We start from the raw sequence: 24,986 nt of genomic DNA, 5'->3' as shown, positions 1-24,986 counted from the left end.
TGCCCCCTTCCGGAGGTGCCGTGCTCGACCCCGCCGCCCCCCATCTCGTCGTCAGCAGCCGCACGCTCTTCTTCGGCTGGCTGCCGGCGGACCCGGACGCGGTCGCGGCGCTGGTCCCGGCAGGGCTGCGCCCGTCGGCCGACCGGCTGGTCTTCATGAACCAGTACGTCGTCGACGACGAGAGCCAGACCTCCGGCTTCGGCGCGTACTCGCTGACCTACCTCGGGGTGGCGCTGGCCGGGGTGGACGCGCCGGGCGGGGTCAACCCCGGCGGCTGGTGGACGCACTACGTGACCTGTAGCGAGCGGGTCCGCGCCTACGCCACCGCGCGGGGGGCGCCCGCCGTCGCGGGCCGGACCCGCATCGAGCGCCACGACGGGGAGATCGTCGCCGAGACGGAGATCGACGGCGTACCGGTGATCCGGGCCCGCTGCCAGGTGGGCGAGACGGGCCGGGCGATCAGCAGCGGCCACCACCGCTACTTCACGGCCCGGGACGGGCAGTTGCTCAGCGCCGTCTACCCGTACGTCGCCGAACCGGTCGACCCCTTCGTGATCGAGTCGGTGGAGTTCCTGGAGCCGACCCACCCGATCTACGCGCTCCGCCCGGAGAACCCGCTGACGATCGGGTTCGGCTTCTACTCCCCGCGCGCCTCGTTCGCCTACCCCGGAGGGCTGACGGTGCACCCCGCCGACGCCGACGAGGCCGTGCCCGCCCGCAGCCGGCCCGACGCCCTCTTCGTGCCCGCCTGAGGTTCCGCCCCGCACCGGGCCCGGACGCTCACCACGTGCCCGCCCGGCGGGCCCGCAGCGGCCGACCGTCCGGGTCGTAGACCAGCCGGTACGCCGGCAGCGCCCAGGCCCGGGTGTACCAGGGCAGCCGTTCGGCCCGGTGCGGCAGCAGCCGGCCCGGCGGCCGGGGGCCGGCCTGCCCGGCGTCGTACCAGCGTCGCAGCGCGTCGGCGGCGGCGGTGACCGCCGCCACGGCGTCGGCCGGGTCGATCAGGTCGGCGTCCTCGCCGCCCTCGGGGTCGCGGTCCAGGTGCTCGCGCCACAGCCGCAGCCGCAGCTCGCGGGCGAAGACCCGGGCGCCGTCGCCGAGGCCGGCCGGGTCGGTCGGCGCCCGGTCGTCGCGGGTGTCGTCGAGCACCGCGCAGGACAGCTCGCTGTCGTGCGTCCAGGACCGGCGGTTGAAGTTGTCGCTGCCCACGCTGGCCCACACGTCGTCGACCACGCACACCTTGGCGTGCACGTACACCGGATCGCCGGCGTGGTTCTCCACGTCGAAGACGTGCACCCGCTCCGGGGCCGCCCGCTCGCAGAGCGACAGCGCCTGCTCGCGGCCGACCGTGTTGGGCGGCAGCGCCAGCCGGCCGTCCACGTCCGGGAACCGGGGCACCACGGCGACCAGGTGCAGGTCGGGGTTTTCCCGCAGCGCCCGGGCGAACAGGTCGGCCACCTCGGTGGACCACAGGTACTGGTCCTCCAGGTAGATCAGCCGCCGGGCCCGCCGGACCGCCTTGGTGTAGCCGCGGGCCACCGTGCGCTCGCCGTCGGGGGCGAAGGAGTAGCGGGGCCGGACGGCCGGGTAGGTGCGCAGCACCTGGACGTGGTGCGGGCCGCAGGGTGGCGGGTCGGCCGGCTGCGGCGGCAGCGGGTCGGGCCGTAGGTCCGCGCCGCGCAGCCGGTCCCGCAGGTAGGCGAGGGGGTTCTCCGAGTCCAGCGGCATCGGGTCGGTCCACCGCTCCCGGAAGGTGGTGTCCAGCGCGCCCACCACCGGCCCCCGCACCGCGAGCTGCACGTCGTGCCAGGGCGGGTGGTCCCCGTAGCGGGCGGACATCTGCACCGCCTGCGGGTCTCCCCGGTGCGCGGCGTCGTCGCGCCGGCTGTGGCACAGGTCGATCCCGCCGGCGAAGGCGACGTCCCGTTCCGGTGCGGCGGGGTGCCGCAGCACCACCAGCTTCTGGTGGTGCGAGCCGCCCCGACGGACCCGCTGGTCGAGCAGCACCTCGCCGCCGGCGGCGGAGACCGTCTCGCTCAGGGTGCGGTTCTCCGCCTCGCTGTAGGCCAGGACGTCGAGGTGGGAGCGCCAGACGAGGCCCTTGACCACCACGCCCCGCTGCGCGGCCCGCGCGAAGAGCTGCGCCACGGTCGGCCCGTCCGGGCGCAACCGCTGGTCCGGGTCGCCGCGCCAGTCGGTGAAGAAGAGGTGGTCGCCGGCCTCCAGCGCCTCCACCTCGTCGACCAGCCGGTCGAAGTACGCGGCACCGTGAATTAACGGCTCGGCAAGGTTTCCGCTGCTCCAGACGGGTAACTCTGACACCGGGTTGGCGCGTTCGGCTGCGCTCAGGAACCAGTTGCGCGGTGCCACCGTTCCAGCCCCCCGAGGTCGACAACGTCCTCACGGTAGGACCCAGGTCGCGGGTCCGCATCCCGGCCGGCACTCCGGTGACCGGTCGGGCGACCCCCGACCTCCGCCCGATCACGACGCGAACACCGAGGAGGCAACACCATGCCCGGCGAGACGACGAACCCTGTGACCGAGTACCGCGAGCCGGCGGTCGAGAGCGAGCGGGGTGCGCTGGTGACGGTGTTGCTCATGGTGATCCTTGGAGTCGCGGGCATCTTCGCCGTCTCCTGACGCCGCGTCCCGACGCGCCGGTGGGCGCCACCCGGCCGTGCCGGGGGGCGCCCACCGGCGCGCGTGGGCTCAAGGCCTGGGGGCCGGGCCGTCGGTGTGCGGCAGCCGCTCGGCGGGGACGACACCGAGCCGGCCTGCCTTGAAGTCCTCGAACGCCTGGAGCAGCTCGTCGCGGGTGTTCATGACGAACGGGCCGTAGTGCGCCACCGGCTCCCGGATCGGCTCGCCGCCCATGATGTAGAGGTCCAGCGTCGGGGTGTGGCCGTCCTGGCTGGCGTCCGCGGCGAAGGTCAGCGCGTCGCCCGCGCCGTGCACGGCGAGCTGGCCCGTGTGCACCGGCCGCCCGTCGGTGCCCACCGTGCCCCGCCCACCCAGCACGTAGACCAGGGCGTTGAAGTCCGGTCGCCACGGCAGGTCGACGCGGGCGCCCGGCTGCACCGTCACGTGGGTGATGGTGATCGGGGTGTGGGTGGAGCCCGGCCCCCGGTGCCCGGCGATCTCCCCGGCGATCACCCGGATCAGCGCGCCGCCGTCCGGCGTGGTCAGCAGGGCCGCCTCCCGGCCGCGGATGTCCTGGTAGCGGGGTGGGTTCATCTTCGCCGCCCGGGGCAGGTTGACCCAGAGCTGGGTGCCGTGGAACAGCCCGCCGCTGACGACGAGGTGCTCCGGCGGTGCCTCGATGTGCAGCAGGCCGCTCGCGGCCGTCATCCACTGGGTGTCGCCGTTGGTGATCGTGCCGCCGCCGCCCTGCGAGTCCTGGTGGTCCATGATCCCGTCGATCATGTAGGTCACCGTCTCGAAGCCGCGGTGCGGGTGCCAGGCCGTGCCCTTCGGCTCGCCCGGGGCGTAGTCCACCTCGCCCATCTGGTCCAGGTGGATGAACGGGTCCAGCTCGGCCACCGGCACGCCGGCGAACGCCCGGCGGACCGGGAAGCCCTCGCCCTCGTAGCCGCTGGGCGCGGTGGTCAGCCGGCGGACCGGGCGGAACGCGGTGGACTCGTCGAGCCTGGGCAGGCGGGGCAGGACGAGCACGTTGTCGACGGTGATGGCGGGCATCGGGGGCTCCTCAGCTGTGCGGGTGGGCGGTCGACGCGTCGCGGTCCGCGCGCAGGCGCCGGCCGAGTCGCTCGAAGATCCGGGTGAGGCAGGCGACCTCGGCGTCGTCGAGGTCGTCCATCAGGTGGGCGCGCACCGACCGCAGGTGGTGCGGGGCGGCCTCGCGCAGGGCCAGCAGCCCGGCGGCGGTGAGCACGGCCTCGCTGCCGCGACGGTCGTCGGGACAGGACTCCCGGGCGACCAGGCCGCGCCGCTGCATGGTGGTGATCTGGTACGTCAGCCGGCTGGGCGAGAAGACCAGGCGGCTCGCCAGCTCGCCCATCCGCAGCCGCTGGCCCGGAGCCTCGGAGAGCAGGACGAGCACGTGGTAGTCGGCGAAGCTGAGCGCGCTGTCGGCGCGCAGGTCGTCCTCCAACCGCGTGTAGAGCCGCTGGCTGGCCTCGATGTAGGCGCGCCAGGCGGCGAGTCGGGCACTGTCCAGGCTCTCGGTCACGCCACGACAGTAGCACTCTTTCAAAATTTAACTAGTCGTCCGTGAGGGCGCTCACCTCCGGGGCGACTACGCCCTTCAGCTTTGAAGGAGGTTCCCCGGAGCTCCGGAGCTCGGGAGCTCCGGGGCGCCGCGAGGGCCGCCGGGGCCTGACGACGGGCCCCGGCGGACACGACCGGCGGACGACCCCGGCGGAGACCTCAGCGGGCGGGCGGTGGGGCCGCCATGTGCATCCGGCCGAGCAGCTGACGGGCCTGCTCGGCGAACTGCGCGTCGACGATCACCGCGTACTGGCCGGCGCGCAGCGAGCTGGCCGAGGTGAAGTCGCGCCGCCCGCCGGTCATCGCGTGCGCCACCGCGCCGAACACCGCTCCCCAGATCGCGCCGACGACCAGCCCGACCAGGATCACCGCGATCCAGTTGCCGGCGGTGAAGATGCCGAACAGCAGCCCGATGAAGAGTCCGAACCAGGCACCCGTGCCGGCGCCCGCCAGGGCCGCCCGCCCCGTCGTCATCCGCCCGAGCACGGTCTCGACCAGGGTGAGGTTCGTGCCGACGATGGCGCTGTGTTCGACCGGGAACCGGTTGTCCGCCAGGTAGTCGACGACCCGCTGGGCGGACGGATAGTCCGGGTACGACCCGATCGTCACGGTGGGCGGACCGGTCTCCGGGCCGTGGCCGTCGTGGCCGGGGGCGGTCGGCCGGCCGGCGGGACCGGACGGGAGGGTGTCGCCGCCCGGCATCCCGGGCCGCCATGCCGAGGTGGGGCTCGACGGGTTGGTCATGGGCTCCTCCTTCGTCGACCGCCCGCGTTCCCACCGCTGCCGACGGGTAACGCCGCCACCGGAGCGGATGCCGGTTACGGGGCCGCACGAGGCACACGATGGCCCCGGGCAGCCGGGCGCGCACCGGCGGCGGTGAGCCGCTCAGCGGGCGGCGGCGCGCAGGTACGCGTCGGTGGCCTCGTCGGCCGGGAAGAAGGACTCGATGGAGAGTTCCTCGACCGTCACGTCCAGCGGGGTGCCGAAGGTCGAGACGGTGCTGAGGAAGGCCAGCTCGCCGCCCGGGTGACGTAGTCGCAGGGGCACGACGACGTCCCCGGCGCGGGGCAGGACGGCATCCGGCTCGGCCGGTCCGCCGGGGTAGCCGCGCAGCTCGTCGTGGAGCGCGGTCAGCTCGGCGTCGGCGGTCAGTCCCAGGTGCCGGCGCAGCCGGCCGAGCAGGTGGGCCCGCCACTCGGCGAGGTTGGCGATCCGGGGCGCCATGCCCTCGGGGTGCAGCGTCAGCCGCAGCGCGTTGGCCGGCGGCCGGAGCAGGTGCCCGGCGACGCCCTCCGTGAGCAACGGCAGGGCGGCGTTGCCGGCGACCAGGTTCCAGCGCCGGTCCACCGCGACGGCCGGGTACGGCTCGTGTGCCCGCAGGACCCGGCGTACCGCGTCGAGGACCCGTCGCAGCTCGGGGGAGTCCAGCGGGGCCTGGGAGTAGACCGGGGCGTACCCGGCGGCCAGCAGCAGCCGGTTGCGGTCGCGCAGCGGCACGTCGAGATGCTCGGCCAACCGCAGGACCATCTCCCGGCTCGGCACCGAGCGCCCGGTCTCCACGAAGCTGAGATGCCGGGTCGAGACCTCCGCCTCGACCGCGAGGGCGAGCTGGCTGAGCCCGCGCCGCCTGCGCCACTGCCGCAGCAGCAGCCCGACCGGCGCCCGCCGTTGCTCCACCGCCACGCTCACGCGCCGATCCTAGGCGGGCCCGTCCGCCATTCGCGTCCACCGTGTCGGCGACGTGGCGGCGGGGCCGCCGGGCGGGGCGGTACCGGCGGGGCGACCGGTCAGGAATCGAGAAGCATCGGTCGCCGCACTGCGCCTAGCGTCGCGGTCATGGACGCCGTACCCCCAGGTCGCCGGGGTTCGGGTAGCTCACCTTCGGAGGAGGTTTTCGTTGAGGTGGAACACGTGGATCCGGCAGATCCACCGCTGGCTGGCCATCGTCTTCACGGTGACGGTCGTCGTCACCTTCGTCGCCCTGGCGCGGGAGGAGCCCGTCGTCTGGGTGTCCTACGTGCCGCTACTGCCGCTCGTCCTGCTCATGTTCACCGGTCTGTACCTGTTCGTGCTGCCGTACGCCGCCAGGTGGCGCGGCGGGCGCGCCGTCGCGCGGGGCAGGTGATGCGGGCGTCGACCGCCCGCCCCGGGGACGCCCGGGTCGTGCCGCGCCCGCGCGGGCGCGGCACGACCCGGGCGCACGGGGTCAGGAGCAGGCGGTGCCGTTGAGGGTGAACCCGGTCGGGGTGGGCAGAACGCCGCCCGGCCAGGTGCCCTGGAAGCCGACCGAGACCGTGCCGCCCGCGGGCAGGCCGGCGTTCCAGGCGGCGTTGCGCACGGTGATCCGCTCGCCCGACTGGGTCCAGTCGCCGTTCCACCCGTTGGTCAGCCGGACCCCGGCGCCGGGGGCGAACGTGAGGGTCCAGCCGGTCAGCGCGGCGCCGTGGTTGGTCACCCGCAGCTCGGCGGTGAAGCCGCCGGACCACGAGTTCGGGGTGTACGACACCGCGCAGCCGCCGGTCGGCGGGGGAGTGGTCGGCGGGGGCGTCGTGGGCGGGGCGGTGGTCGGCGGGGCGGTGGTCGGGGGCGTCGTCGTCGGCGGGGCGGTGGTCGGGGCCGGACCGGCGGCCACGGCCAGGTCGTACGCCCGCTGCGGCACGAACTGTCCGGCCGGCGCGATGCAGCCGTCGGCCTCGCCGGGCAGCTTCACCCAGAGGTACGCGTCGATCGCCGGGTCGCCGGTGGCGGTGGTGCTCGGGGTGCCGATCGCCCGCCCGGCGGGGTCGCACCACTCGGAGCCGGCCGGCCCGTTGCCGTTGCGGCTGGTGTCGACGACCGCCTTGAGTCGCGACACGCCGGTCGCCGCGATCACGGCCTTGGCGTAGGCCACCTCGTCGGCGGTGCGCCGGTAGTTGGAGACGTTGAGCGAGATGCCGTCCGCGCTGTTGGCGATGTCCGCGCCGAGCAGGCGGGAGGCGGCCTCGCCGGGGGAGAGCCACGCCGAGTGCCCGGTGTCGAAGTAGACCTTCGCGGCGGCCGAGCCCGCCTTGAGCTTCTTGCCGGCGTACGCCATGGAGGCCTTCGTCTCGGCCTGTTGGGCCGCGTTCTGGCAGCTCGTCATCAGCGGCAGCACGTCGGGTTCCAGGACGATGGTCGCCGGCCGCCCGGCCAGACCGGCCGCGACCTGGTCGACCCACTGCCGGTAGGTGGCGTGGTCGGGCGCGCCGCCGCCGCTCGCCCCGCTGCAGTCCCGGTTCGGGATGTTGTAGACGACCAGGATCGGCACCCTGCCGGCGGCCGCCGCCGCGCCGACCAGGGCGTCGACCTCGGAGCGTACGGTCGAGGTGTTGGTCCGGGTGAACCACCGGCCCTGGGGGACGTTGGCGATCCGGTCGGAGATGACGGCGGCCCGGGGGTCGCCGGGGTTCGCGGCGACCCAGGCGGCGGCGGCCGTCGCCGGGTCGACGTAGAACGCCGAGTCGGCGGCGACCGCGGCGGGAGCTCGGACGATGCCGACGGCGACGGTGGCGGCGACGCTGAGCGCCGCCGCGGCGCTCAGCGCGGCGAGTGCGGGTCTGCTTCTCACGGGATCTCCCATTCCATCGAGGAGCACCGCTGGAAGCGCTCCCATGCATCGCCGTCAAACTACGTGCTGATTGCGCCGATGTGAAGAGCCCGCGTCGCGACCGGCGACTTTCCGGCCTGTCCGGGCCGTCGTGCCGACCGCGGGGCGCGGTCCGCGGGGAGAATGGCGGGATGCGCCTGGTGATCATCGCCGACACCCACGTGCCGAAGCGGGCCAGGGACCTGCCGGAGCCGCTCTGGGCGGCGGTCGACGCCGCCGACATCGTGCTGCACGCCGGGGACTGGGTCGACGAGTCGCTGCTGGACGCCCTGGCCGCCCGGGCCCGCCGCCTCGTCGGGGTGTACGGCAACAACGACGGGCCGGCGCTGCGCGCCCGGCTGCCGGAGGTCGCCCGCGTGGACCTCGACGGGCTGCGCGTCGCCGTCGTGCACGAGACCGGCCCGAAGGCCGGGCGGGAGAGCCGCTGCGCGGCCCGCTTCCCCGACACCGACGTGCTGGTCTTCGGCCACTCGCACATTCCCTGGGACACGGTCGCCCCGGGCGGACTGCGGCTGCTCAACCCGGGCTCGCCCACCGACCGGCGGGCCCAGCCCCACGCCACGTACCTGACGGCGCGGGTGGCGGCGGGACGGCTCGACGAGGTCGAGCTGCACCGCCTGCCACCGCGCCGCCCGCCCGGTCACTGACCGCGGCCGGTCTCCTCCTGGAGCTGGTCGATCCGCTTGGATGCCTCGGCCTTGGTCAGGCCCTCCGGCGGCTCCTCGCCGGCCTCCCGGGCAAGGGTCGCCAGGTAGGACTCCTGGGCGGCGGTCGGCGGCTCCTCGCCGGTGACCCACTCGTCCGGGTCCTTGATGGCGCCCTGCGGGTTGGCCTGGCTGCTGGTGCGGTCCGTCATGGTCTCCACCTTCCTTCGAACAGACGTGCCAATACCCCGTGCGGCACCGATCCATGCGGCTCCCCGGCGCGTCGTCCGCCCCGGACGCGCCCGGTGTGTCTCCGGCCGCCCGGGCGACGCGGGCGCGCCTACGATCACCGGATGACTGCGGCGGAGCGGGTGGGTGTGGTGGTGGTCGGCGCGGGCATCGCCGGAGTGGCGTGCGCCACGGAACTGGCCCGCGCCGGCATCCCGGTGGAGATCCGCGAGCGCGCCCGGGTGGCCGGCGGCCGGATGGCCAGCCGCCGCTTCGACGGCCGTCCGGCCGACACCGGCGCCGCGTACCTCACCGTCAGCGATCCGGACTTCGCCGAGGTGGCCGAGGGGTGGCGGTCGGCCGGCCTGGCCCGCGAGTGGACCGACACCTTCGTCGCGTACGGCGCCGACGGGCGGCGTGAGGTGCCCGGCCCGATGCGCTGGGCGGCCACCCGGGGGCTGCGCTCGCTGGTGGAGCACCTGGCCCGGGAGCTGCCGGTGACCGTGAACCGGCTCGTGCTCGGCGTCGAGCCCGGACCGGTGGTGGACGGGCGGCCCTGCGAGGCGGTGGCGCTCGCCATGCCGGGGCCGCAGGCGGCCCTGCTGCTCGACCCGGCCCTCGCCGCCGCCACCCGGGCCACGCAGGACCAACGCTGGTCGCCGTCCCTGGCCGGGGTGCTGCGTTTCCCGGCCCGGCGGTGGACGACCTTCCGGGGCGCCTTCGTCAACGACCACCCGCTGCTGAACCTCGTCTGCGACGACGGCGACCGCCGCGGTGACGACGCGCCGGTGCTGGTCGCCCACACCACGCCCGAGTTCGCCGCCGGCCACCTCGCCCAGCCCACCGGGGCCGGGCCGGCGATCGAGGAGGCCGTCCGGGACCTGCTGGGGCTGCCCGAAGCGGCGGAGCACGTGCACGTGCACCGCTGGACGTACGCGAAGCCGACCGCCGGCCCCGGTGGGACGTACCACCTCGACGCCGACGGCGTCGGGCTGGCCGGCGACGCCTTCGGCAGGCCCAGGGTGCAGAGCGCCTGGCTCTCCGGTCGAGACCTCGGCCGCGCCCTGGTCACCCGCCTGCGCGGGTGACCAGGAAGGGGCCCCTCCGTGCCGGCGGGCCGGGCGGTCAACCCCCGGTGGTGACGGGCTCGCCGGCGCGGCGGCGTTCCGACGGGTCGGAGGTGCGTTCGCCGGCCCGGTCCAGCAGTTGCATCACCGGGGTCGCCGCGATGCCGTGCACCACCACCGAGACGATCACCACGAGGCCGACGGTCGCCCAGAGCAGATCCGCCTGGGGGAAGTCGGCCTTCGTCGTCGCGTACGCCAGGTAGAAGAACGAGCCGACGCCCCGGATGCCGAACAGGGCGATGACCCAGTGCTCGGCCGGCCGGCCGGGCGCCCCCCGCAGCGACAGCCAGCCGACCAGCGGGCGGACCACGAAGACCAGCGCCAGCCCGACCGCGGCGGCCGGCCAGGTCAGCGGGCCCAGCAGGCCACCCACCACGGCGCCGCCGAAGAGCAGCAGCAACAGCACGGTGAGCAGCCGCTCGACCTGCTCGGCGAAACCGTGCAGCACCGAGTGGAACTCGTGGGTGCGTTCGGCGGCCCGGATCGCCCGCGCGGCCACGAAGACCGCCAGGAAGCCGTACCCGCCCACGACCTCCACCAGCCCGTACGCGAGGAAGGTCGCGGCGAGCGCGAGGAAGCCCTCCGAGTGCCGGGCCAGCCGCAGCTTGCTCGGGGCCCGGAAGAACAGCTTGCCGAGCAGCCACCCGACCAGCCACCCGCCCGCCACCCCGGCCGCCACCTTCCAGAACAGGTCCACGCCGAGCCAGCGGCCCAGCCAGTCGCCGGGGGCGAGGCTGGTGGTGGCGATGGCGATGGCCGCGTACACGAAGGGGAAGGCCAGCCCGTCGTTCAGCCCGGCCTCGGAGGTGAGGGCGAAGCGGACCTCGTCCTCGGAGTCCTCGACATCGCTGGGCTCGCCGACCTGCACGTCGGCGGCGAGCACCGGATCGGTCGGGGCGAGGGCCGCGCCCAGCAGCAGCGCGGCGGCCGGCACCAGCCCGGCCCACCACCAGCCGAGCAGCGCCACCGCCGCGATGCACAGCGGCATGGCGATGGCCAGCAGTCGCCAGGTCGACGACCAGCGGGCCCAGCTCAACGGCCGGTCGATCTTCAGCCCGGCGCCCATCAGCGCGACGATGACGCCGATCTCGGTGAGGTGGGTGGCGATCTCCGGGTAGGCGAGCGGATCAGGGTCCGGCAGCCCGACGGGGAGAAGGAAGACCACCATGCCCAGCCCCAGGAAAGCGATCGGCATGGACAGTGGCCGACGTTCGAGCACGCGGGGCAGGATCCCCGCCAGCAGCGCACCCAGACCGACCACCGCGAACGCCACGTCTACCGGCTCCACGACCCCACCTCTCCGCCTCGCCCACGGCGTGCGGGCAGGTGGTGCAAGTCCTTGCCCCCGGAAGACTTCTCGTATTCCTGTTCGGAGCGACGGAGCCGGCGCCGGTCACCTCGCCCGGGTGACCGGCGAGTCGTCGAGCGCGGCGAGCAGCGCGGCCGGGTCCTCGTAGACGGCCACCGCGCCGGCCCCGGCCAGCTCGCCCCGACTGGTGCCGCCGCAGGTCAGGCCGACGCAGGGGATGTCCAACTCGCCGGCGGCGGCGACGTCCCACACCGAGTCGCCGACGAAGACCACGCGTTCGGCGGCGAGCCCGGACTGCTCCAGCGCGGCGACCAGGATGTCCGGCGCCGGCTTGCTCTCCTTCGCGTCGGCCGAGCAGGTGACGGTGTGGATCACGTCGTCGGCGGCCAGCGCCCGGCGCAGCGCGGCCACCTCGTGCTCGGCGGCGGAGGTGGCCAGCACCACCCGCAGCCCCCGCTCCGCGCAGGACCGCAGCAGGTCGGCGGCGCGGGGCAGCGGGACGAGGCGCTCCCAGTACTCGGCGAAGAGGGTGTCGTGGGCGTCGCGCAGCTTCTGGTCCGCGCTCCGGTCGCGCTCCGGGCCGAGCAGATGGTCGAGCAGCTTGTCCGAGCCCATCCCGATGGCGCGGTGGATCGTCGCCATGGGTACGGGCCGGTCTGTCTGGCGCAGCGCCTCCCACCAGCTCACGGTGTGCAGGTAGGTGGTGTCGACCAGGGTGCCGTCCACGTCGAAGAGGACACCGGTGGGCTTGTCGGTGGGCATACGGTCCTCCTACCCCGTCCGGGCCGGGCTGACGCCACGGCTCACCCGGACGGGATCAGGATCTCGAACCACACCGTCGAGCCGCGTACGGTCGGGTCCGTCCCCCAGGCGTCGCTCAGCTCCTCGATCAGCCCCAGCCCCCGACCCCGGCTGCTGAGCGTGTCGGTCTGGGCGCGGGTCACCGTGCCCCGGGTGCCCGAGTCGGCGACCGACACCAGCAGCCGCTCCGGGCTGAGGTCGATCTCCACCCGGGCGGCGGTGCCCGCGTGCAGCAGGGCGTTGGTGGTCAGCTCGCTGGTGCAGAGCACCGCCGCGCCGATGATCGACTCGGGCACCTGCCACTCCGTGAGCTGCGCGGTCATCCAGTGCCGTACCCGGCTCGGCGCGGTCGGCTCGGCCGGCACCTCCATGCTCGTCGACCGGGACGGCCGCAGCGCGTGCTCCACCGCCAGCACCGCGACGTCGTCCTCGGTGGCGCCGGGCACCGCCGCGGTGGCCACCGCGCACAGCGCGCGCGGGTCGCCGCTGCCCGCGCCGGCCACGGCGACGGCCAGGGCGTCCAGGCCGGCCGTCAGGTCCTGCCAGCGCCGCTCCACCACACCGTCGCTGAACAGCAGCAGCGTGTCGCCGGGGGCGAAGGGCACCGTGACGGTGGGCGGCCGGCAGCCCAGGCCCAGCGGGGCGCCCGCGGGCACGTCCAGGTATTCGGCGACCGGGTCGCCGTCCGGGGCGCACCGGCGGACCAGCGGGGCGGGGTGACCGGCGCTGGCCAGGGTGAGCCGCTGCCGGTCGGCGTCGACGACCCCGAAGACCACCGTCACGAAGAGCTCGTGCGTGTCGCCCTCGGCGCCCAGGCTGGTGACCAGCCGGTCGAGCCCGGCCAGCACGGCGTCCGGGCGGGGGTCGGTCAACGCCAGCGCCCGCAGCGCCGCACGGACCTGACCCATCCGGGCCGCGGCCTGCACGTCGTGGCCGGCGACGTCGCCGAGCACGATCCCCAGGCCGCCGTCGGGCAACAGGAAGGCGTCGTAGAAGTCCCCGCCGGCGGCGTTGCCGTCGACGCCCGGGTCGTAGCGGGCGGCGATCCGCATGCGGGGCAGGTCGGGCAGGTGCTCCGGCAGCATGCTGCGTTGCAGCAGTTGGGCCGTGCCGTGCTGGGTCTCGAACCGGCGGGCCCGTTCGGCGGCCTGACCCACCAGCTCGGCCGAGGCGGCCAGCAGCGCGCGCCGCGCGGCCGACCAGACGTGCGGGACCTGGTAGCCGACCGTCAGCCCGCCGCGCACCACCGACGCCCGCAGCGGCACCGCCGCGAGCGAACGGACCTTCTGGTCGTGCCGGTCCACCGCGATCTCCCGCAGTGGCTGGCCGTCGTCGACGAAGTGCGGCACGCCGCTGCGGGCGGCGGCCACCACCGGCCCCAGCCAGTCCGGCGGGACGCGCCGCCACAGCGGGGGGAGGCGCTCGTCGGCCTCGTCCATCAGCTCGCCGCGGATGCGCCGGACCATCCGCCAACCGCCGCCGCCCTCGTCGACGGCGAACGAGACCCGGTCGGCGTCGAACGCGGTGATCGCGTAGCGCAGCGCGACCCGGGCCACGTCGTCCAGGGTGAGGGTGCCGGCGAGCGCCGCGGCGAAGTCGCTGAGGCTCTGCAACTGCTGGGTGACCTGGGTGGTCTCCGCGGCCACGGTCAGCACGCCGACGATCCGCCCGGCGCTGTCGCGCACGGGGGAGTAGCCCCGGGTGAAGACCGACTGCTCGACCAGGCCGGGACGGCGGTGCAGCGGGAGGGTGGTCTCCTTCTCCAGGAACGGCTCCCCGGAGCGGTAGGTGTGCGCGATGGCGTCGCCGACGCCGGGCAGCGGCCAGGACTCCGCGAACACCTGGGCCGCCGGCCGGCCCACCGCGTCGGGGTGCCGGTCGCCGATCAGCTCCGCGTACGCGTCGTTGTAGACGAGCAGGTGCTCGTCGCCCAGCGTGAGGGCCATCGGTACGGGCGAGGCGAGGAGCAACTCGGTGGCGGCCCGGACCGCCGGGTCCCACGTCCGCCACGGGCCGAGCGGGGTGCCACCCCAGTCGTGGCGCGGGACGGTGGCCGCCATGCCCGACGCGGAGGGTGTACCCGAGACCGGGGCTGGTGGGTTCGGGACCCGTCCGACCGTTCCTGGCATGAGCGCAGCCTAGCCGGAGGGTCCGTCGGCTGTTTCCGATCATGCCCCGCGCGTCGTCGGGGCCGGACGTTCGGGCAGGTGACGACCCTTCTGCGGGGACATGTCGGGAAAAACTCGGGGACCGGGACGGCGTGCGGCGTCGGTGACCGGGTAAGCGCGCGGCGCAGTCCATGCGACAGGAGGGACATCATGCCGGAAAGCCTCGCGGTCAGGCAGGTCGACATCGGCGACGCCGTGGCCGACATGTGGAGGTCGGTGCTGCTGTTCATACCGCGGGCCATCGCGTTCATCGCGATCCTCGTGGTCGGATGGCTCATCGCCAGGGCCGTGCTCAAGATCGTGGACGCGGCGCTGGAACGGGTCGGCTTCGACAGGGCGGTGGAACGGGGCGGCATCAAGCGCGCGCTGGAACGCACGAAGTACGACGCCAGTGACATCCTGGCGAAGCTGGCGTACTACGCCGTGCTGCTGTTCACCCTGCAGTTCGCCTTCGGGGTGTGGGGACCCAACGCGATCAGTGACCTGATCAGCGGCGTGGTCGCCTGGCTGCCACGCGCCTTCGTGGCGATCGTCATCGTGGTCGTGGCCGCCGCGATCGCCAACGCCGTCCGGGATCTGGTCACCGGGGCGCTGGGCGGGCTCGCGTACGGCAAGATCCTGGCCGACCTGGTGGCGGTCTTCATCCTCGCACTGGGTGTGATCGCCGCACTGAACCAGGTCGGCATCGCCACCACGGTGACCACGCCGGTGCTGATCGCGGTGCTCGCCACCGTGGCCGGCATCCTGATCATCGGCGTCGGTGGTGGTCTGGTGCGGCCGATGCAGAACCGCTGGGAAGGCTGGCTGAACCGGATGGCCGAGGAGTCGCGGGCGGTACAGGAGCACCGCCGGGCCCGGGAGGCCGGTCAGACCGACGTCGGCCGGCAGATGGCCGACCGGACGGCGGCCGAGCGCACCGAGGTCATGCCCCGCGGGCAGCAGTCCGCGACGGCTGGCGGGCGCGGCACGTACCAGTCGGGCAACGTGGGCGACGAGACCCAGCAGTTCCGCCGTTGACCGGGCGGTGAGCGGGACGGGGAGGGGTGTCCGCGGACGTGCGGGCGCCCCTCCGGCGTGTCCGGCCGGCGCGGCCTCCTGGAGCGTCGGTTCAGACCAGCGGGATGCCCGGCCGGCGTGGCCTTGAGGGGCGTCGGTTCAGACCAGCGGGAGCGCAGCGGTCGCCGGGGCCCCGAGCGAGCGGGTCAGCGCGCAGACCGCGAGCAGCCGGGTGAGCAGCCAGTCCGGCGCGGACCAGTCCACCGGCGCCGCCGGCGGCTGCCAGCCGTGCTCCAGAGCGGCGGCGCGGACGCCCTCCGCGTAGCCGGCGAGCGCGGCGGCGCTCAGCGGCCGGCGGTCGCCGTCCAGGCTCTCCCGCACCGCCGCGGCGTGCTGGTCGACCAGGGCGAGCAGGCCCGGACGCGCGGCGGCGGCGGCCAACCCTTCGGCGCCGACCGAGGCGGACAGGAGGGCGAGGGTGGCTCGCGCCGAACTGGCGGCGGAACGGGCCTCGACCCGGGTGAACGGCACACGCATGGTGACCGAGGCTATCCGGCCGTGACCAGGGTCGGCCTCGGCCGGTCGGCGGGTTTTTGACCCTCCCCCGAACGGTCAGCGGGCGGCGCGGGGATTGACCCGACGCGGGTGGGGCAGGAGGAGAACCGCCCGGACGGGCACAGCCGAAACCTGGAGGAACGGATGGGACGACACGAGGACGGGCCGGACGAGCGGCACCGCAGGCCCGCCGGGGTCAGCGACGAGACGGTGGCGGCGCTGGGCAAGCTGAGCGAGGCCCTGGAGTGCGTCGAGCGGGTCCGCGGTCACCTCTACTCGCTGCACCAGCTCGTGGGGCACGCCGACCTGATGCTCGACGACGCCGTGGAGATGTTCCGCGCCGCCGGGCACGACCGGATCGCCGACCGCATCGACACCGACCTGCTGGGCCGCAACGTCATCGCCGGGCGGTGGACGTTCCAGATCGTCGAGGACTTCGACGACAACTACTACACCCTCTTCCGCGACCTGGACCGGGCCGCCCGGGAGGAACTGGTCGGCGGTCGCCGGCACCTCTACGAGGCGGAGATGAAGGAGCGGCGGCGCAGCCGGGGCCGACCCGGGCACGAGGCGCGCCCCGCCGGCGAGGGCTAGCCGGCGGGGCGCCCCGCCGTGCACGGGCCGGGCGGCCCGCCGCGACGGCGCATGATCGGCGCGCCGCGACGGCGTGTGCCGGCGCGCCGCGACGGCGTGTGCCGGCGCGCCGCGACGGCGTGTGCCGGCCCGCCGCGACGGCGTGCGGGTCAGTGCGCCGCGACCGGGCGCTCCTCGGCCGCGATGCGCAGCGCCTCGACCAGGCGGCGGTAGAGGTCGTCGCCGGCCAGCAGCTCGGAGTGGGTGCCCTGGGCCCGGATCCGGCCGTGCTCCATCACCACGATCCGGTCGGCGTCGAGCACCGTGGAGAGCCGGTGCGCGATGGTCAGCACGGCGCCGGCCGCCGCGCGCTGCCGGACGCACTCCTGCAACGCCGCCTCGGTCAGCCCGTCGACCTGCGCGGTCGCCTCGTCGAGCAGCAGCACGTCGGGGGTACGCAGCATGGCCCGGGCCAGGGCGATGCGCTGGCGCTGCCCGCCGGACACCTCCGTCGACGACAGCGACGTGTCCAGTCCCTCCGGCAACGAGTCGATCTTGTCGTCGAGCCGGACGGCGCGCAGCACCGCCCGGATCTCCTCCTCCGTGGCGTCGGGGTGGGTGAACCGCAGGTTGTCGCGGATGGTGCCGGGCACCACCGGCGTCTCCTGCTCGACGTACGCCAGCCGGGCCCGTACCTGGTCGTGCCCGTGGGCCGCGTACGGGCGGCCGTCGAGCAGCAGTTGCCCCCGCTCGGGCTCGAGGAAGCGCAGGATCAGCGAGAAGAGCGTGGTCTTGCCGGCCCCCGAGGGCCCCACGATCGCGGTGTGCCCCCGCCGGGGCACGGCCAGGTCGATGTCCCGCACCGCCGGCGGCGCCTCCGGCCCGTACCGGGCGGTGACCCCGCGGAACACGAGCACCGGCTGCTCCGCGTCGGGCGTCGACGCGCGGTCCGCCGGGGCGGGTGCCGGGCCCGCCGGCTCGGTCGCGATGGTCTCGACCTCACGGATCCGTCCCGCCGCCGCGATCCCCGCCTGCAACGCCGTGGTGTTCTGGGTCAGCTCGGTGATCGGCCCCATCAGCTGGAACGTGTACAGCAGGAAGGCGATCAGGCTGGAGATCTCCAGCAGGTCGTGCTCGGCCCGCCAGGCGCCGATGCCCAGGATCGCGATCACCGCGAGCTGGATCCCCGTCCAGGCGATCGTCCAGACCGAGGCGGTCACCCGCGCGGCCCGTACGCTGTGCGCCGCCGCCTGCCGGGCGTCGGCGAGGATCCGCTCGGTCAACCGGGCCTCGGCCCGGCTGGCCTTGACCGTACGGATCGCGCGCAGCGCCCCCTCCAGCGCGCCGCCCAGCGCGCCCGTCGACTCCTGCGCGGCGGCCTGCGCCTTGGCGATGCGGGGCATCAGCGCGCCCATGATCGCCGCGACGACCAGCACGGCGGCCAGGGTGCAGCCCAGCAGGAAGGAGTCGAGCACCCCCATCAGCACGAGCGTGCCGACCAGGGCGATGCCGGCGTTGACCAGGCCGACGATGCTGCCGGACGCCTCGCGCAGCAGTTGGGTGTCGGAGGTGGCCCGGGTGACCAGTTCGCCGGTGGATCGCCGGCGCAGGTCGTCGACGCGGGCCCGGAAGTAGCGCCGGACGATCGCGGCCCGCGCGTCGAGCACGACGTGCTCGGCGAGCGTCCCGAGCAGCCGCCACTGCCACAGCGAGACGGCCGCGCCGACGACGACGAGCGCCAGCAGGACACCGATCGGGCGGGCCATCGACTCGCCGGCGCCGAGCGTGTCCAGGACCCACTTGGTGACCATCGGCGTCGCGAGCCCGGCCGCGTTGGCGGCGAGCCCCAGCACGAGGCCGAGGAGCATCGTCCGCCGGTGCGGAACGAGGAACGAGGCGAGCGTGCGCAGCCGGGGGAGCGCCCGGATGGAAGAAGTCATGCCCTGAATGGAACATCGATGTTCCAGTCCGGTCAATCAGTATTCCGAAACGAGGTGTTGGTATCCTCGCCGACGTGACCGACCAGCAGGTGTCCGGCAGTCGCGCCCGGACCCGCCAGGCCATCGTCGACGCGGCGATCGAGGTGTGGGGGCGCAATCCCGCCGCCTCCCTGGGCGACATCGCCGCCGCCGCCGACGTGGGGCGTACGACGCTGCACCGCTACTTCGCCGAGCGCGCCGACCTGTTCGGGGCGGTCGGCGTCGAGGCCAGGGCCCGGCTCGACCGGGCGACCGCCCAGGCGCGGATGGCCGAGGGCACCGGTGCGTCGGCCGTGCGCCGGCTCTGCCAGGAGTACTTCGACCTCGGCAGCCTGCTCTCGCTGATCTTCACCGAGCCGGAGACCGGTGCCGGTTCCGGCGACGGCGGATGCGACCCCGACTTCGTCGCGATGGTCGAACGTGGGCACCGCGACGGCACCATCGACCCGGAGCTGCCGGAGGGGTGGGTGCAGAGCCTGATCTGGTCCCAGTTGTACGCCGGTTGGGCCTACCTGGCCGAGACCGGTGCCTCCCGGCACGAGGTGCTGCGCCTGATCCTGCGTACCGTCGACGGCGCGATCGCGGTCAAGCCGGACTGAGCCGGCCGGCGCGGCGGGATGTCGTCGCGCCGGCGGCCGCGTCAGTCCATCGAGCGGGCGTCCGCCGGGGGGCGGCGCCGGGCCGCGTCGTCGGCGATGATCACGGTCGCCACCATCAGCGCGACGCAGAGGCTGAACAACCAGGAGTCGTCCGAGACCAGCTTGGCGGAGACGGGAGCCTGGAGCGCGGCGAGGAGAAAGCCGAGCCATGCCAGGCGGCGCTGACGCGTGGAGAGGATGCCGGAGCCCTGATGCATCCCGAAAGTCTTGCGCGCGACCCGGGGCTTGCCGTCAGCCGAACGGCCGATTCTGGATGAGCTGTCCGTTTCCTCGACCGTCCGGATTGTAATCCTCGTCCCAGCGGGGGAGGCCGCGCGGCGTCGCCGTCGGCGGGGGGCAGGATGGTCCTCCGTGTCCACCGTCCGGCCCCGCGCCTCGCTGCTCCTGCTGGCCTACCTCGCCTTCGTCAGCCTCGGCCTGCCCGACGGCCTGATCGGGGTGGGCTGGCCCTCGATCCGGGCCGACTTCGGCGTACCCACCGAGGCCGTCGGCCTCGTGCTCACCGCGGGCACCGCCGGCTACCTGACCTCCAGCGTGCTGGCCGGCTTCACGCTGGCCCGGCTCGGCGTCGGCTGGCTGCTCGCCGGCAGCACGCTGCTGGCCAGCCTCGCGCTCACCGGTTACGCGCTGACCCCGGGGCTCGTGCTGATGGTGGGCTGCGCGCTGGTGCTCGGCCTGGGCTCCGGCGCTATCGACTCCGGCCTGAACGCGTACGCGGCCGGCGCCTTCGGCCCCCGGCACATGAACTGGATGCACGCGTTCTTCGGCCTCGGCGTGGCGCTCGGGCCGTTGATCATGACCGGTGCGCTCAGCGCCGGACTCTCCTGGCGCTGGGGCTACGGCCTGGTGGCGGGGGCCCAGCTCGCGCTGGCCGCCGCGTTCGCGCTGACCGTGCGCGCGTGGCGGGACCGCGCCCCGGCCCGCAGGCCCGCCGGGTCCGCCGCCGGGGAGGCGACCGTGGCCCCACCGGCCGTCACGCGGGTACGCGAGACGCTGCGCCTGCCGGCGGTCTGGCTCGGCGCGTCGGCCTTCGCCGTCTACGTGGCCATCGAGGTGGCCGCCGGGCTCTGGGCGTTCCTGCTGCTGACCGAGGGGCGGGGCCTCGGCGCTGCCGTCGCCGGCGTCTGCGTCTCGGGCTACTGGGGGAGCCTGTTCGTCGGGCGCGTGGTGCAGGGCGTGGTGGCCGAACGGCTGGGCGCGGCGGTGGTGCTGCGGGGCAGCCTGGTCGGGATGGCGGTCGGCGCGGTCCTGGTCGCGCTGCCCGCACCGGCCTGGGTCGCGGTGGCCGGGCTGTTCGTCGTCGGCTTCGCCGCCGCCCCGGTCTTCCCGCTGCTCACCCTCACCACCGCCGAGCGGGTCGGCGCGGCGCACGCGGACCGGACCATCGGGCTCCAGATCGCCGCGGCCGGGCTGGGCGGCGCGCTGGTGCCCGCCGGCATCGGGGTGCTGCTGGGCAACACCTCGGTCGAGCTGCTGGGGCCGGCGCTCGTCGTGCTCGCGCTGGGCCTGATCGTCCTGCACGCGGCCGGCACCCGCCGGCCGGCCCCGACGCCCCGCTGAGCGGTCCGGCACGTCGTCGCGGCGGCCGGCTCCTCAGCGCCCGGGCTGCCGCCGGGCGGTCGGACCGTGGCGTCGAGCGGCGCGGCGGGCGGACCCAACCGGGTCCGCCCGCCGCGCCGTGCGGTTCACATCGTGTCCGGTCCGGTCCGGCCGGTCGTCGAGGGCCGGTAGGCGCGGTCCGGGTCGGTCGGCTCCCGGCCCGCACCGGCGGCCTGCCCGCCCCGGTCCACCGCCTCGGGGCCGTGCCCGAAGGCCGCCTCCTCGCCGGCGTCGTTCCCCGTCACGTCGTCGGCCTGGCCGTCCAGGGTCGACCGCGCGACGGCCCGGTCCAGTTCCCGCAGCGGAGTCCGTTCCTCGTCCCGCCACACCTTGTCGTCGTCCGTCATACCAGTCGCGGTACCCCGGCCCGGTGCCCGCAAACGACGATGGCCGCCGGGGCGACCGGCGGCCATCGGAGGTTCACACCCGGGGGCGGGGAATCAGGGCTGCGGACGGTCGACCTTGCCGCGCCAGGCGCCGGTCTCCTGACCGCGCCGCTCGATGAACTGCTTGAACCGCTCCAGGTCGCCCTTCGCACGCCGGTCGACGATGCCGAGCTTGTCGCCGGCCTGCTCGACCACGCCGTGCGGTTCGAACTCGAGCTGGAGCGTGACCCGGGTGGTGTCCGGGTCCAGCCGGTGGAAGGTCACCACGCCGGCCTGCTGGGTGCCGCCCGTGGAGCGCCAGGCGACCCGCTCGTCCGGGAGCTGCTCGGTGATCTCGGCGTCGAACTCCCGCTTCACCCCGGCGATCTCGACCGTCCAGTGGGTCATCGTGTCCGTCAGCTGCCGGACCTCCTGGACCCCCTCCATGAAGTGGGGGAAGTCCTCGAACTGGGTCCACTGGTCGTACGCGGTGCGCACCGGGACGGAGACGTCCACGTGTTCGGTAACGCCACTCATAAGGCATCCTCCTTCGTCCGCCGGTGACGGGTCGGATCGTGCGGGGATCCGGTCACCAGCGCGTCGTCTCGTTCTTGTGGCCGAGCGCCGCCCACACCTCGGAGATCGTCTGGTAGCGGGTGCCCTCGGGCAGCCGCTCCAGTTCGGCGACGATGTCCGCCGGCGCCTCGTTGTCCCGCGCGTTGGCGATCAGCGTCTCCCGGTCACCGGGCAGGGCGGCCATCGTGATGAACCGGCCGAGCCGGCTGCGTCGCTCGACGTCCTCGGAGCTCATCCCCTTGGGCGCGCCCGTACGCAGTTCGCCGGCCGGGGCCGTGGTCGGCTCCGGCTGGTCCTCACCCGCCGGCTCCGGCACACGGGACTCGTCGACCCGCGAGCCGCCGGTCCCCGGCCCCTGCACGAGGCCGCTGACCTCCCGGCTCATCTGCTCGTCGACCCTCGGTCCGTGCTTGCTGCTGCCACGTTCCATGCCTTCTGCGCTACCCGGTGGCACCCGCGGTAAACGGGCGGGCCGGCGGCGCGACCGGTAAACCCGCGCGGGTCACGTGGTGGCAGGTGTCTTCGGGGGCAGGACCGGCTCGTCGGCGTCCGGCCCGCCGGCCTGGAGCACCCGGCCGCGCTGGAGTTCCGCGTTGATCTGCACGCCGAGCATCAGCGCCGAGTTGGACAGGTAGAGCCAGACCAGGAACGCGATCACGGCCCCGAGACTGCCGTAGGTGGCGTCGTACGAGCCGAAGTTGGCCACGTAGAGGCCGAAGCCGAAGGAGGCGAGGGCCCAGGCGAGCAGGGCGACCGCGCCGCCCGGGGTGAGCCAGCGGAACCGCGGCTGCCGGACGTTCGGCGCGATCCAGAACAGCAGGCTCAGCAGCACCATCACGATCAACGCGAGCACCGGCCACTTGGCGACGCTCCACACCGTACGCGCCAGCCCGCCGGCGTTGATCAGGTCGCCCACCGCGTCGGTGACCGGCCCGCTGACGATCAGCCCGGTGGCGACGACCGCCAGCAGCACCAGCGAGATCGCCGCCAGGCCGATCTGCATGGGCCGCAGCTTCCAGACCGGCCGCCCCTCCTCCACCCCGTAGACGGCGTTGGAGGCCCGGGTGAACGCCCCGATGAAGCCGGAGGCCGACCAGAGCGCACCGAGCAGACCGAAGCTCAGCAGCACGCTGGCCGAGTCGTTCTGGTCGACCACGCCCCGGACCACGCCGACGAAGCCCTCGTTCGCCACCACCGAGCCGGCGCCCATGTCCCGGGCCAGGTCCAGCACGGTGTCGACCGTCTGCTCGCCGTTGGACACCAGCCCGACCAGGGCGACCACCACGATCGTGGACGGGAAGAGCGCGAGCACCCCGTAGTAGGTCAGCGCGGCGGCCCAGTCCGCGCAGTTGTCCTTGACGAAGTTGCGCACGCTGCGCACCAGCACCCCGCGCCAGGTCGACCAGCTCAGCTGCCGTACCCGGCGGGGGAGCCGCGGTCGCCGCTGCCCGGTGAGCACCGCGCCGGGTTCCGTCGTCGTCATGCCCGCTCCCTGCGCCCCGGCCGCCGGATGACCCGGTGCATCCGGCTTCGCCTGGCCCGCCGGTACCCCTGGCCGGAAATCGACAAACCCGACCTCCCGGTTTGCCGACCGGAGGCGGGGGAACGGTCAAGGAGAACCCATCGACGCGGAGGAGGACGAGATGCCCGGGCGCGAGGTACTGCCCAGCACGCTGCGACGCTCCCCCAAGAAGGCGCAGCGCACCTGGGAGAAGACGCACGACTCGGCCGTGGAGACGTACGGCGAGGGGGAGCGGGCGCACCGCACCGCCTTCGCCGCCGTCAAGCACGAGTTCGAGAAGGTGGGCGACCACTGGGAGCCCAAGGGCCGCAAGGGGCCGAGCGACCGCCAGGCGGCCGGCGGCGGGCCGGAGCGCCGCGCGCCCACGGCCGGCGGAGTGGACGCCAACGCCACCAAGGACCACCTGATGAAGGTGGCCCGCAAGCTGGACGTGCCCGGCCGTTCGACCATGACGAAGCCGGAACTGGTCAAGGCCATCGAGAAGGCGAACAACCGCCAGACCGCCAAGGCCCGCGGCCGCTGAGGCCGCCACCGGGTACGCGACGCAGAGGCTGTCCGCGCCCAGCGGACAGCCTCTGCGCGTGCGTCACCAGTGGCCGCCGCCGGGCGCCTCGATGTGCACCGCCTTCGTCGCGGTGAACTCGTCCAGCAGTTCCGGCCCGTAGCCGAAACCGTGCCCGCTGCCCCGGCGCGGGTGCGCGGCACCGCCGGGCGCCCCGCCGAACACGGCGTTGACCTTCACGGTGCCCACCGGCAGTTCCCGCCAGGCGCGCTGGGCGTGACTCATCGATCCGGTCAGCACCGTCGCGGCCAGCCCGTACGGGGAGTCCGCGGCGCACCGCAGCGCCTCGGAGAACGAGTCGACGGCGACGATCGCGGCGACCGGCCCGAACGTCTCCTCGCGTACCACCGTCATGTCGTGCCGGCAGTCGGTGAGCACGGTCGCCGGGTAGAAGGCCCCCGGTCCGTCGGGCAGCGTGCCGCCGGTGCGGATCCGCGCGCCCTCGGCCACCGCCGCGGTCACCTGCCCGTGCACGTGGTCGCGGTGCCGCCGGTCCACCAGCGGCCCCAGCTCGGTACGCGGGTCGCCGCCCGGACCCGTCCGCAACTGCGTGGCCCGCTCCACCAGCGCCTGCGTGAAGTCCTCCGCGACGTCCCGGTGCACGTAGATCCGCTCCACCGCGACGCAGATCTGCCCCGCGTTGGCGAACGCGCCGAGGGCCGCCTGCCCGGCCGCCCACACCGGGTCGACGTCGCCGTCCACGACGAGCGGGTCGCTGCCGCCGTTCTCCAGCAGCACCTTCGCCCCGGTCCGCGCCGCCGCGGCCGCGATGGCCCGCCCGGTGGCGGTGGAGCCGACGTGGGCGACGACGTCCACCTCCTGCGCGGCCAGCGCGGCGCCGACCTCCGGGCCCCCGGTCAGCAGCGACAGCACCCCGGGCGGCAGCGCGGAGTCGAGCGCCTTCGCCAGCAGCCAGCCGGTCGCCGGGGCGCGCTCGCTCGGCTTGTGCAGCACCACGTTGCCGGTGACCAGGGCCGCGCCGAGCAGCCCGCAGGACACCGCCACCGGGTCGTTCCACGGGGTGATCGCGGCGACCACCCCGCGCGGCTGCGGCGTCATGAAGTCGAGGGCGTGCGTGCCGCCGTGCAGGGTCCGTCCGCCACGCACCGGGGCCAGCTCCGCGTACTGTCGCAGCGTGCCGATCCCCGCCTCCACACCGCCCCGGGCGTCCGACAGGGTTTTGCCCATCTCGGCCGTCGTCGCCCGGGCCAGGTCGTCGGCCGCCGCCGCCACCGCGTCCGCCGCCCGGTGCAGGGCCGCCGCCCGGTCCGCGGGGGCGGTCGCCGCCCACTCCGCCGCGACGCCGCGCGTCGCCTCCACCGCCTTGCCGACCTCGTCGGCCGTCGCCACCGGCGCCGAGCTGACCGGGGAGCCGTCGGCCGGATCGTGTACGACCAACTCGCCACCCTCGCCGCCCGCGCCCCACACTCCGCCTATGAGCTGCGCAACCGTGTACATGGCAGTGCATGCC

At 74.7% G+C, this 24,986-nt stretch carries 28 protein-coding genes; 10 read left to right on the top strand and 18 right to left on the bottom strand.

Going from position 1 to position 24,986, the window contains the following annotated elements; all coding sequences use genetic code 11:
* Positions 1-20: 20 nt before the first annotated feature.
* The gene (locus tag ACFHW0_RS12160) at positions 21-752 is read left to right on the top strand and encodes a hypothetical protein (protein WP_416607391.1); all 732 of its coding nucleotides are present in this window, start codon (positions 21-23) and stop codon (positions 750-752) included.
* Between the two features lie 28 nt (positions 753-780).
* On the opposite strand, the gene ACFHW0_RS12155 is transcribed toward ACFHW0_RS12160, so the two are convergent.
* A complete protein-coding gene (locus ACFHW0_RS12155) occupies positions 781-2,370 on the bottom strand; it encodes a phospholipase D-like domain-containing protein (protein WP_416607390.1) in 1,590 nt (529 codons plus the stop codon).
* Positions 2,371-2,511: 141 nt separating this feature from the next.
* Here ACFHW0_RS12155 and ACFHW0_RS12150 point away from each other — a divergent pair, with 141 nt between their 5' ends.
* Positions 2,512-2,640, top strand: a complete 129-nt coding sequence (locus tag ACFHW0_RS12150; RefSeq protein WP_255421004.1) for a hypothetical protein — start codon at positions 2,512-2,514, stop codon at positions 2,638-2,640.
* Positions 2,641-2,709: 69 nt separating this feature from the next.
* Here the strand turns inward: ACFHW0_RS12150 and ACFHW0_RS12145 are convergent, their stop codons facing one another.
* From ACFHW0_RS12145 to ACFHW0_RS12130, 4 genes are all read right to left on the bottom strand, one after another.
* Positions 2,710-3,696, bottom strand: coding sequence for a pirin family protein (locus ACFHW0_RS12145; RefSeq protein ID WP_416607389.1), 987 nt, complete (start codon positions 3,694-3,696; stop codon positions 2,710-2,712).
* A 10-nt stretch (positions 3,697-3,706) separates the two neighbouring features.
* Entirely contained in the window at positions 3,707-4,189 is a 483-nt protein-coding gene (locus tag ACFHW0_RS12140; RefSeq protein WP_121395498.1) for a MarR family winged helix-turn-helix transcriptional regulator, read from the bottom strand.
* A gap of 197 nt (positions 4,190-4,386) precedes the next feature.
* Entirely contained in the window at positions 4,387-4,971 is a 585-nt protein-coding gene (locus ACFHW0_RS12135) for a general stress protein (RefSeq protein ID WP_366639114.1), read from the bottom strand.
* Between the two features lie 141 nt (positions 4,972-5,112).
* Positions 5,113-5,916 carry a helix-turn-helix domain-containing protein gene (locus tag ACFHW0_RS12130; RefSeq protein WP_416607388.1) on the bottom strand — a complete coding sequence of 268 codons (804 nt, stop codon included), beginning with the start codon at positions 5,914-5,916 and terminating at the stop codon, positions 5,113-5,115.
* A 208-nt stretch (positions 5,917-6,124) separates the two neighbouring features.
* Between ACFHW0_RS12130 and ACFHW0_RS12125 the strand changes: the two genes are divergently transcribed.
* Positions 6,125-6,352: a hypothetical protein gene (locus ACFHW0_RS12125; protein ID WP_416607387.1), complete on the top strand. Its 228-nt coding sequence runs from the start codon at positions 6,125-6,127 to the stop codon at positions 6,350-6,352.
* A gap of 81 nt (positions 6,353-6,433) precedes the next feature.
* Here ACFHW0_RS12125 and ACFHW0_RS12120 read toward each other — a convergent pair whose 3' ends face one another.
* On the bottom strand, positions 6,434-7,813 hold the full coding sequence (locus ACFHW0_RS12120) for a glycoside hydrolase family 6 protein (protein ID WP_416607386.1): 1,380 nt from the start codon (positions 7,811-7,813) through the stop codon (positions 6,434-6,436).
* A 170-nt stretch (positions 7,814-7,983) separates the two neighbouring features.
* Here ACFHW0_RS12120 and ACFHW0_RS12115 point away from each other — a divergent pair, with 170 nt between their 5' ends.
* Complete coding sequence (locus ACFHW0_RS12115) at positions 7,984-8,499, top strand: metallophosphoesterase family protein (RefSeq protein ID WP_416607385.1); 516 nt, start codon at positions 7,984-7,986, stop codon at positions 8,497-8,499.
* Here ACFHW0_RS12115 and ACFHW0_RS12110 read toward each other — a convergent pair.
* Complete coding sequence (locus tag ACFHW0_RS12110; RefSeq protein ID WP_089001095.1) at positions 8,493-8,708, bottom strand: DUF3072 domain-containing protein; 216 nt, start codon at positions 8,706-8,708, stop codon at positions 8,493-8,495. The genes ACFHW0_RS12115 and ACFHW0_RS12110 overlap by 7 nt on opposite strands.
* Before the next feature lie 165 nt (positions 8,709-8,873).
* Between ACFHW0_RS12110 and ACFHW0_RS12105 the strand changes: the two genes are divergently transcribed.
* On the top strand, positions 8,874-9,812 hold the full coding sequence (locus ACFHW0_RS12105) for an NAD(P)/FAD-dependent oxidoreductase (RefSeq protein ID WP_416607519.1): 939 nt from the start codon (positions 8,874-8,876) through the stop codon (positions 9,810-9,812).
* 37 nt (positions 9,813-9,849) lie between these two features.
* On the opposite strand, the gene ACFHW0_RS12100 is transcribed toward ACFHW0_RS12105, so the two are convergent.
* The 3 genes from ACFHW0_RS12100 to ACFHW0_RS12090 form a co-directional block, all read right to left on the bottom strand.
* Positions 9,850-11,139 (bottom strand): cation:proton antiporter, encoded by a 1,290-nt coding sequence (locus tag ACFHW0_RS12100; RefSeq protein WP_416607384.1) that lies wholly within the window; start codon positions 11,137-11,139, stop codon positions 9,850-9,852.
* Positions 11,140-11,244: 105 nt separating this feature from the next.
* Positions 11,245-11,922 carry an HAD family hydrolase gene (locus tag ACFHW0_RS12095; protein WP_416607383.1) on the bottom strand — a complete coding sequence of 226 codons (678 nt, stop codon included), beginning with the start codon at positions 11,920-11,922 and terminating at the stop codon, positions 11,245-11,247.
* A 41-nt stretch (positions 11,923-11,963) separates the two neighbouring features.
* Positions 11,964-14,090, bottom strand: coding sequence for a SpoIIE family protein phosphatase (locus ACFHW0_RS12090; RefSeq protein ID WP_416607382.1), 2,127 nt, complete (start codon positions 14,088-14,090; stop codon positions 11,964-11,966).
* 189 nt (positions 14,091-14,279) lie between these two features.
* On the opposite strand from ACFHW0_RS12090, the gene ACFHW0_RS12085 reads away from it, so the two are divergent.
* Positions 14,280-15,146: a mechanosensitive ion channel family protein gene (locus tag ACFHW0_RS12085; RefSeq protein ID WP_121395479.1), complete on the top strand. Its 867-nt coding sequence runs from the start codon at positions 14,280-14,282 to the stop codon at positions 15,144-15,146.
* A gap of 138 nt (positions 15,147-15,284) precedes the next feature.
* Here the strand turns inward: ACFHW0_RS12085 and ACFHW0_RS12080 are convergent, their stop codons facing one another.
* A complete protein-coding gene (locus tag ACFHW0_RS12080; RefSeq protein ID WP_416607381.1) occupies positions 15,285-15,662 on the bottom strand; it encodes a DUF6401 family natural product biosynthesis protein in 378 nt (125 codons plus the stop codon).
* Positions 15,663-15,824: 162 nt separating this feature from the next.
* Between ACFHW0_RS12080 and ACFHW0_RS12075 the strand changes: the two genes are divergently transcribed.
* Complete coding sequence (locus tag ACFHW0_RS12075; protein ID WP_416607380.1) at positions 15,825-16,274, top strand: hypothetical protein; 450 nt, start codon at positions 15,825-15,827, stop codon at positions 16,272-16,274.
* A 149-nt stretch (positions 16,275-16,423) separates the two neighbouring features.
* Here the strand turns inward: ACFHW0_RS12075 and ACFHW0_RS12070 are convergent, their stop codons facing one another.
* On the bottom strand, positions 16,424-18,193 hold the full coding sequence (locus tag ACFHW0_RS12070) for an ABC transporter ATP-binding protein (protein WP_416607379.1): 1,770 nt from the start codon (positions 18,191-18,193) through the stop codon (positions 16,424-16,426).
* A 74-nt stretch (positions 18,194-18,267) separates the two neighbouring features.
* Here ACFHW0_RS12070 and ACFHW0_RS12065 point away from each other — a divergent pair, with 74 nt between their 5' ends.
* A complete protein-coding gene (locus tag ACFHW0_RS12065) occupies positions 18,268-18,831 on the top strand; it encodes a TetR/AcrR family transcriptional regulator (protein WP_416607378.1) in 564 nt (187 codons plus the stop codon).
* A 41-nt stretch (positions 18,832-18,872) separates the two neighbouring features.
* Here ACFHW0_RS12065 and ACFHW0_RS12060 read toward each other — a convergent pair whose 3' ends face one another.
* Positions 18,873-19,088, bottom strand: a complete 216-nt coding sequence (locus ACFHW0_RS12060; protein ID WP_416607377.1) for a hypothetical protein — start codon at positions 19,086-19,088, stop codon at positions 18,873-18,875.
* Positions 19,089-19,242: 154 nt separating this feature from the next.
* Between ACFHW0_RS12060 and ACFHW0_RS12055 the strand changes: the two genes are divergently transcribed.
* The gene (locus ACFHW0_RS12055; protein ID WP_416607376.1) at positions 19,243-20,451 is read left to right on the top strand and encodes an MFS transporter; all 1,209 of its coding nucleotides are present in this window, start codon (positions 19,243-19,245) and stop codon (positions 20,449-20,451) included.
* A gap of 125 nt (positions 20,452-20,576) precedes the next feature.
* Here ACFHW0_RS12055 and ACFHW0_RS12050 read toward each other — a convergent pair whose 3' ends face one another.
* The 4 genes from ACFHW0_RS12050 to ACFHW0_RS12035 form a co-directional block, all read right to left on the bottom strand.
* Positions 20,577-20,837: a hypothetical protein gene (locus tag ACFHW0_RS12050; protein ID WP_089003578.1), complete on the bottom strand. Its 261-nt coding sequence runs from the start codon at positions 20,835-20,837 to the stop codon at positions 20,577-20,579.
* 93 nt (positions 20,838-20,930) lie between these two features.
* A complete protein-coding gene (locus tag ACFHW0_RS12045) occupies positions 20,931-21,392 on the bottom strand; it encodes an SRPBCC family protein (RefSeq protein ID WP_121395469.1) in 462 nt (153 codons plus the stop codon).
* Positions 21,393-21,444: 52 nt separating this feature from the next.
* Positions 21,445-21,861, bottom strand: coding sequence for a DUF2795 domain-containing protein (locus tag ACFHW0_RS12040; RefSeq protein ID WP_132235968.1), 417 nt, complete (start codon positions 21,859-21,861; stop codon positions 21,445-21,447).
* Between the two features lie 72 nt (positions 21,862-21,933).
* Complete coding sequence (locus ACFHW0_RS12035) at positions 21,934-22,914, bottom strand: YihY/virulence factor BrkB family protein (RefSeq protein WP_416607375.1); 981 nt, start codon at positions 22,912-22,914, stop codon at positions 21,934-21,936.
* 160 nt (positions 22,915-23,074) lie between these two features.
* Here ACFHW0_RS12035 and ACFHW0_RS12030 point away from each other — a divergent pair, with 160 nt between their 5' ends.
* The gene (locus ACFHW0_RS12030) at positions 23,075-23,476 is read left to right on the top strand and encodes a ChaB family protein (protein WP_089001082.1); all 402 of its coding nucleotides are present in this window, start codon (positions 23,075-23,077) and stop codon (positions 23,474-23,476) included.
* 63 nt (positions 23,477-23,539) lie between these two features.
* Here the strand turns inward: ACFHW0_RS12030 and ACFHW0_RS12025 are convergent, their stop codons facing one another.
* Complete coding sequence (locus ACFHW0_RS12025; RefSeq protein ID WP_416607374.1) at positions 23,540-24,973, bottom strand: aldehyde dehydrogenase family protein; 1,434 nt, start codon at positions 24,971-24,973, stop codon at positions 23,540-23,542.
* Between the last annotated feature and the right edge of the window lie 13 nt (positions 24,974-24,986).

It is taken from the genome of Micromonospora sp. LOL_025, assembly GCF_048060285.1.
Lineage (GTDB): Bacteria > Actinomycetota > Actinomycetes > Mycobacteriales > Micromonosporaceae > Micromonospora.
Note: the sequence above shows the minus strand (reverse complement) of the source record. Positions and strands in the feature narration are given on the sequence as shown.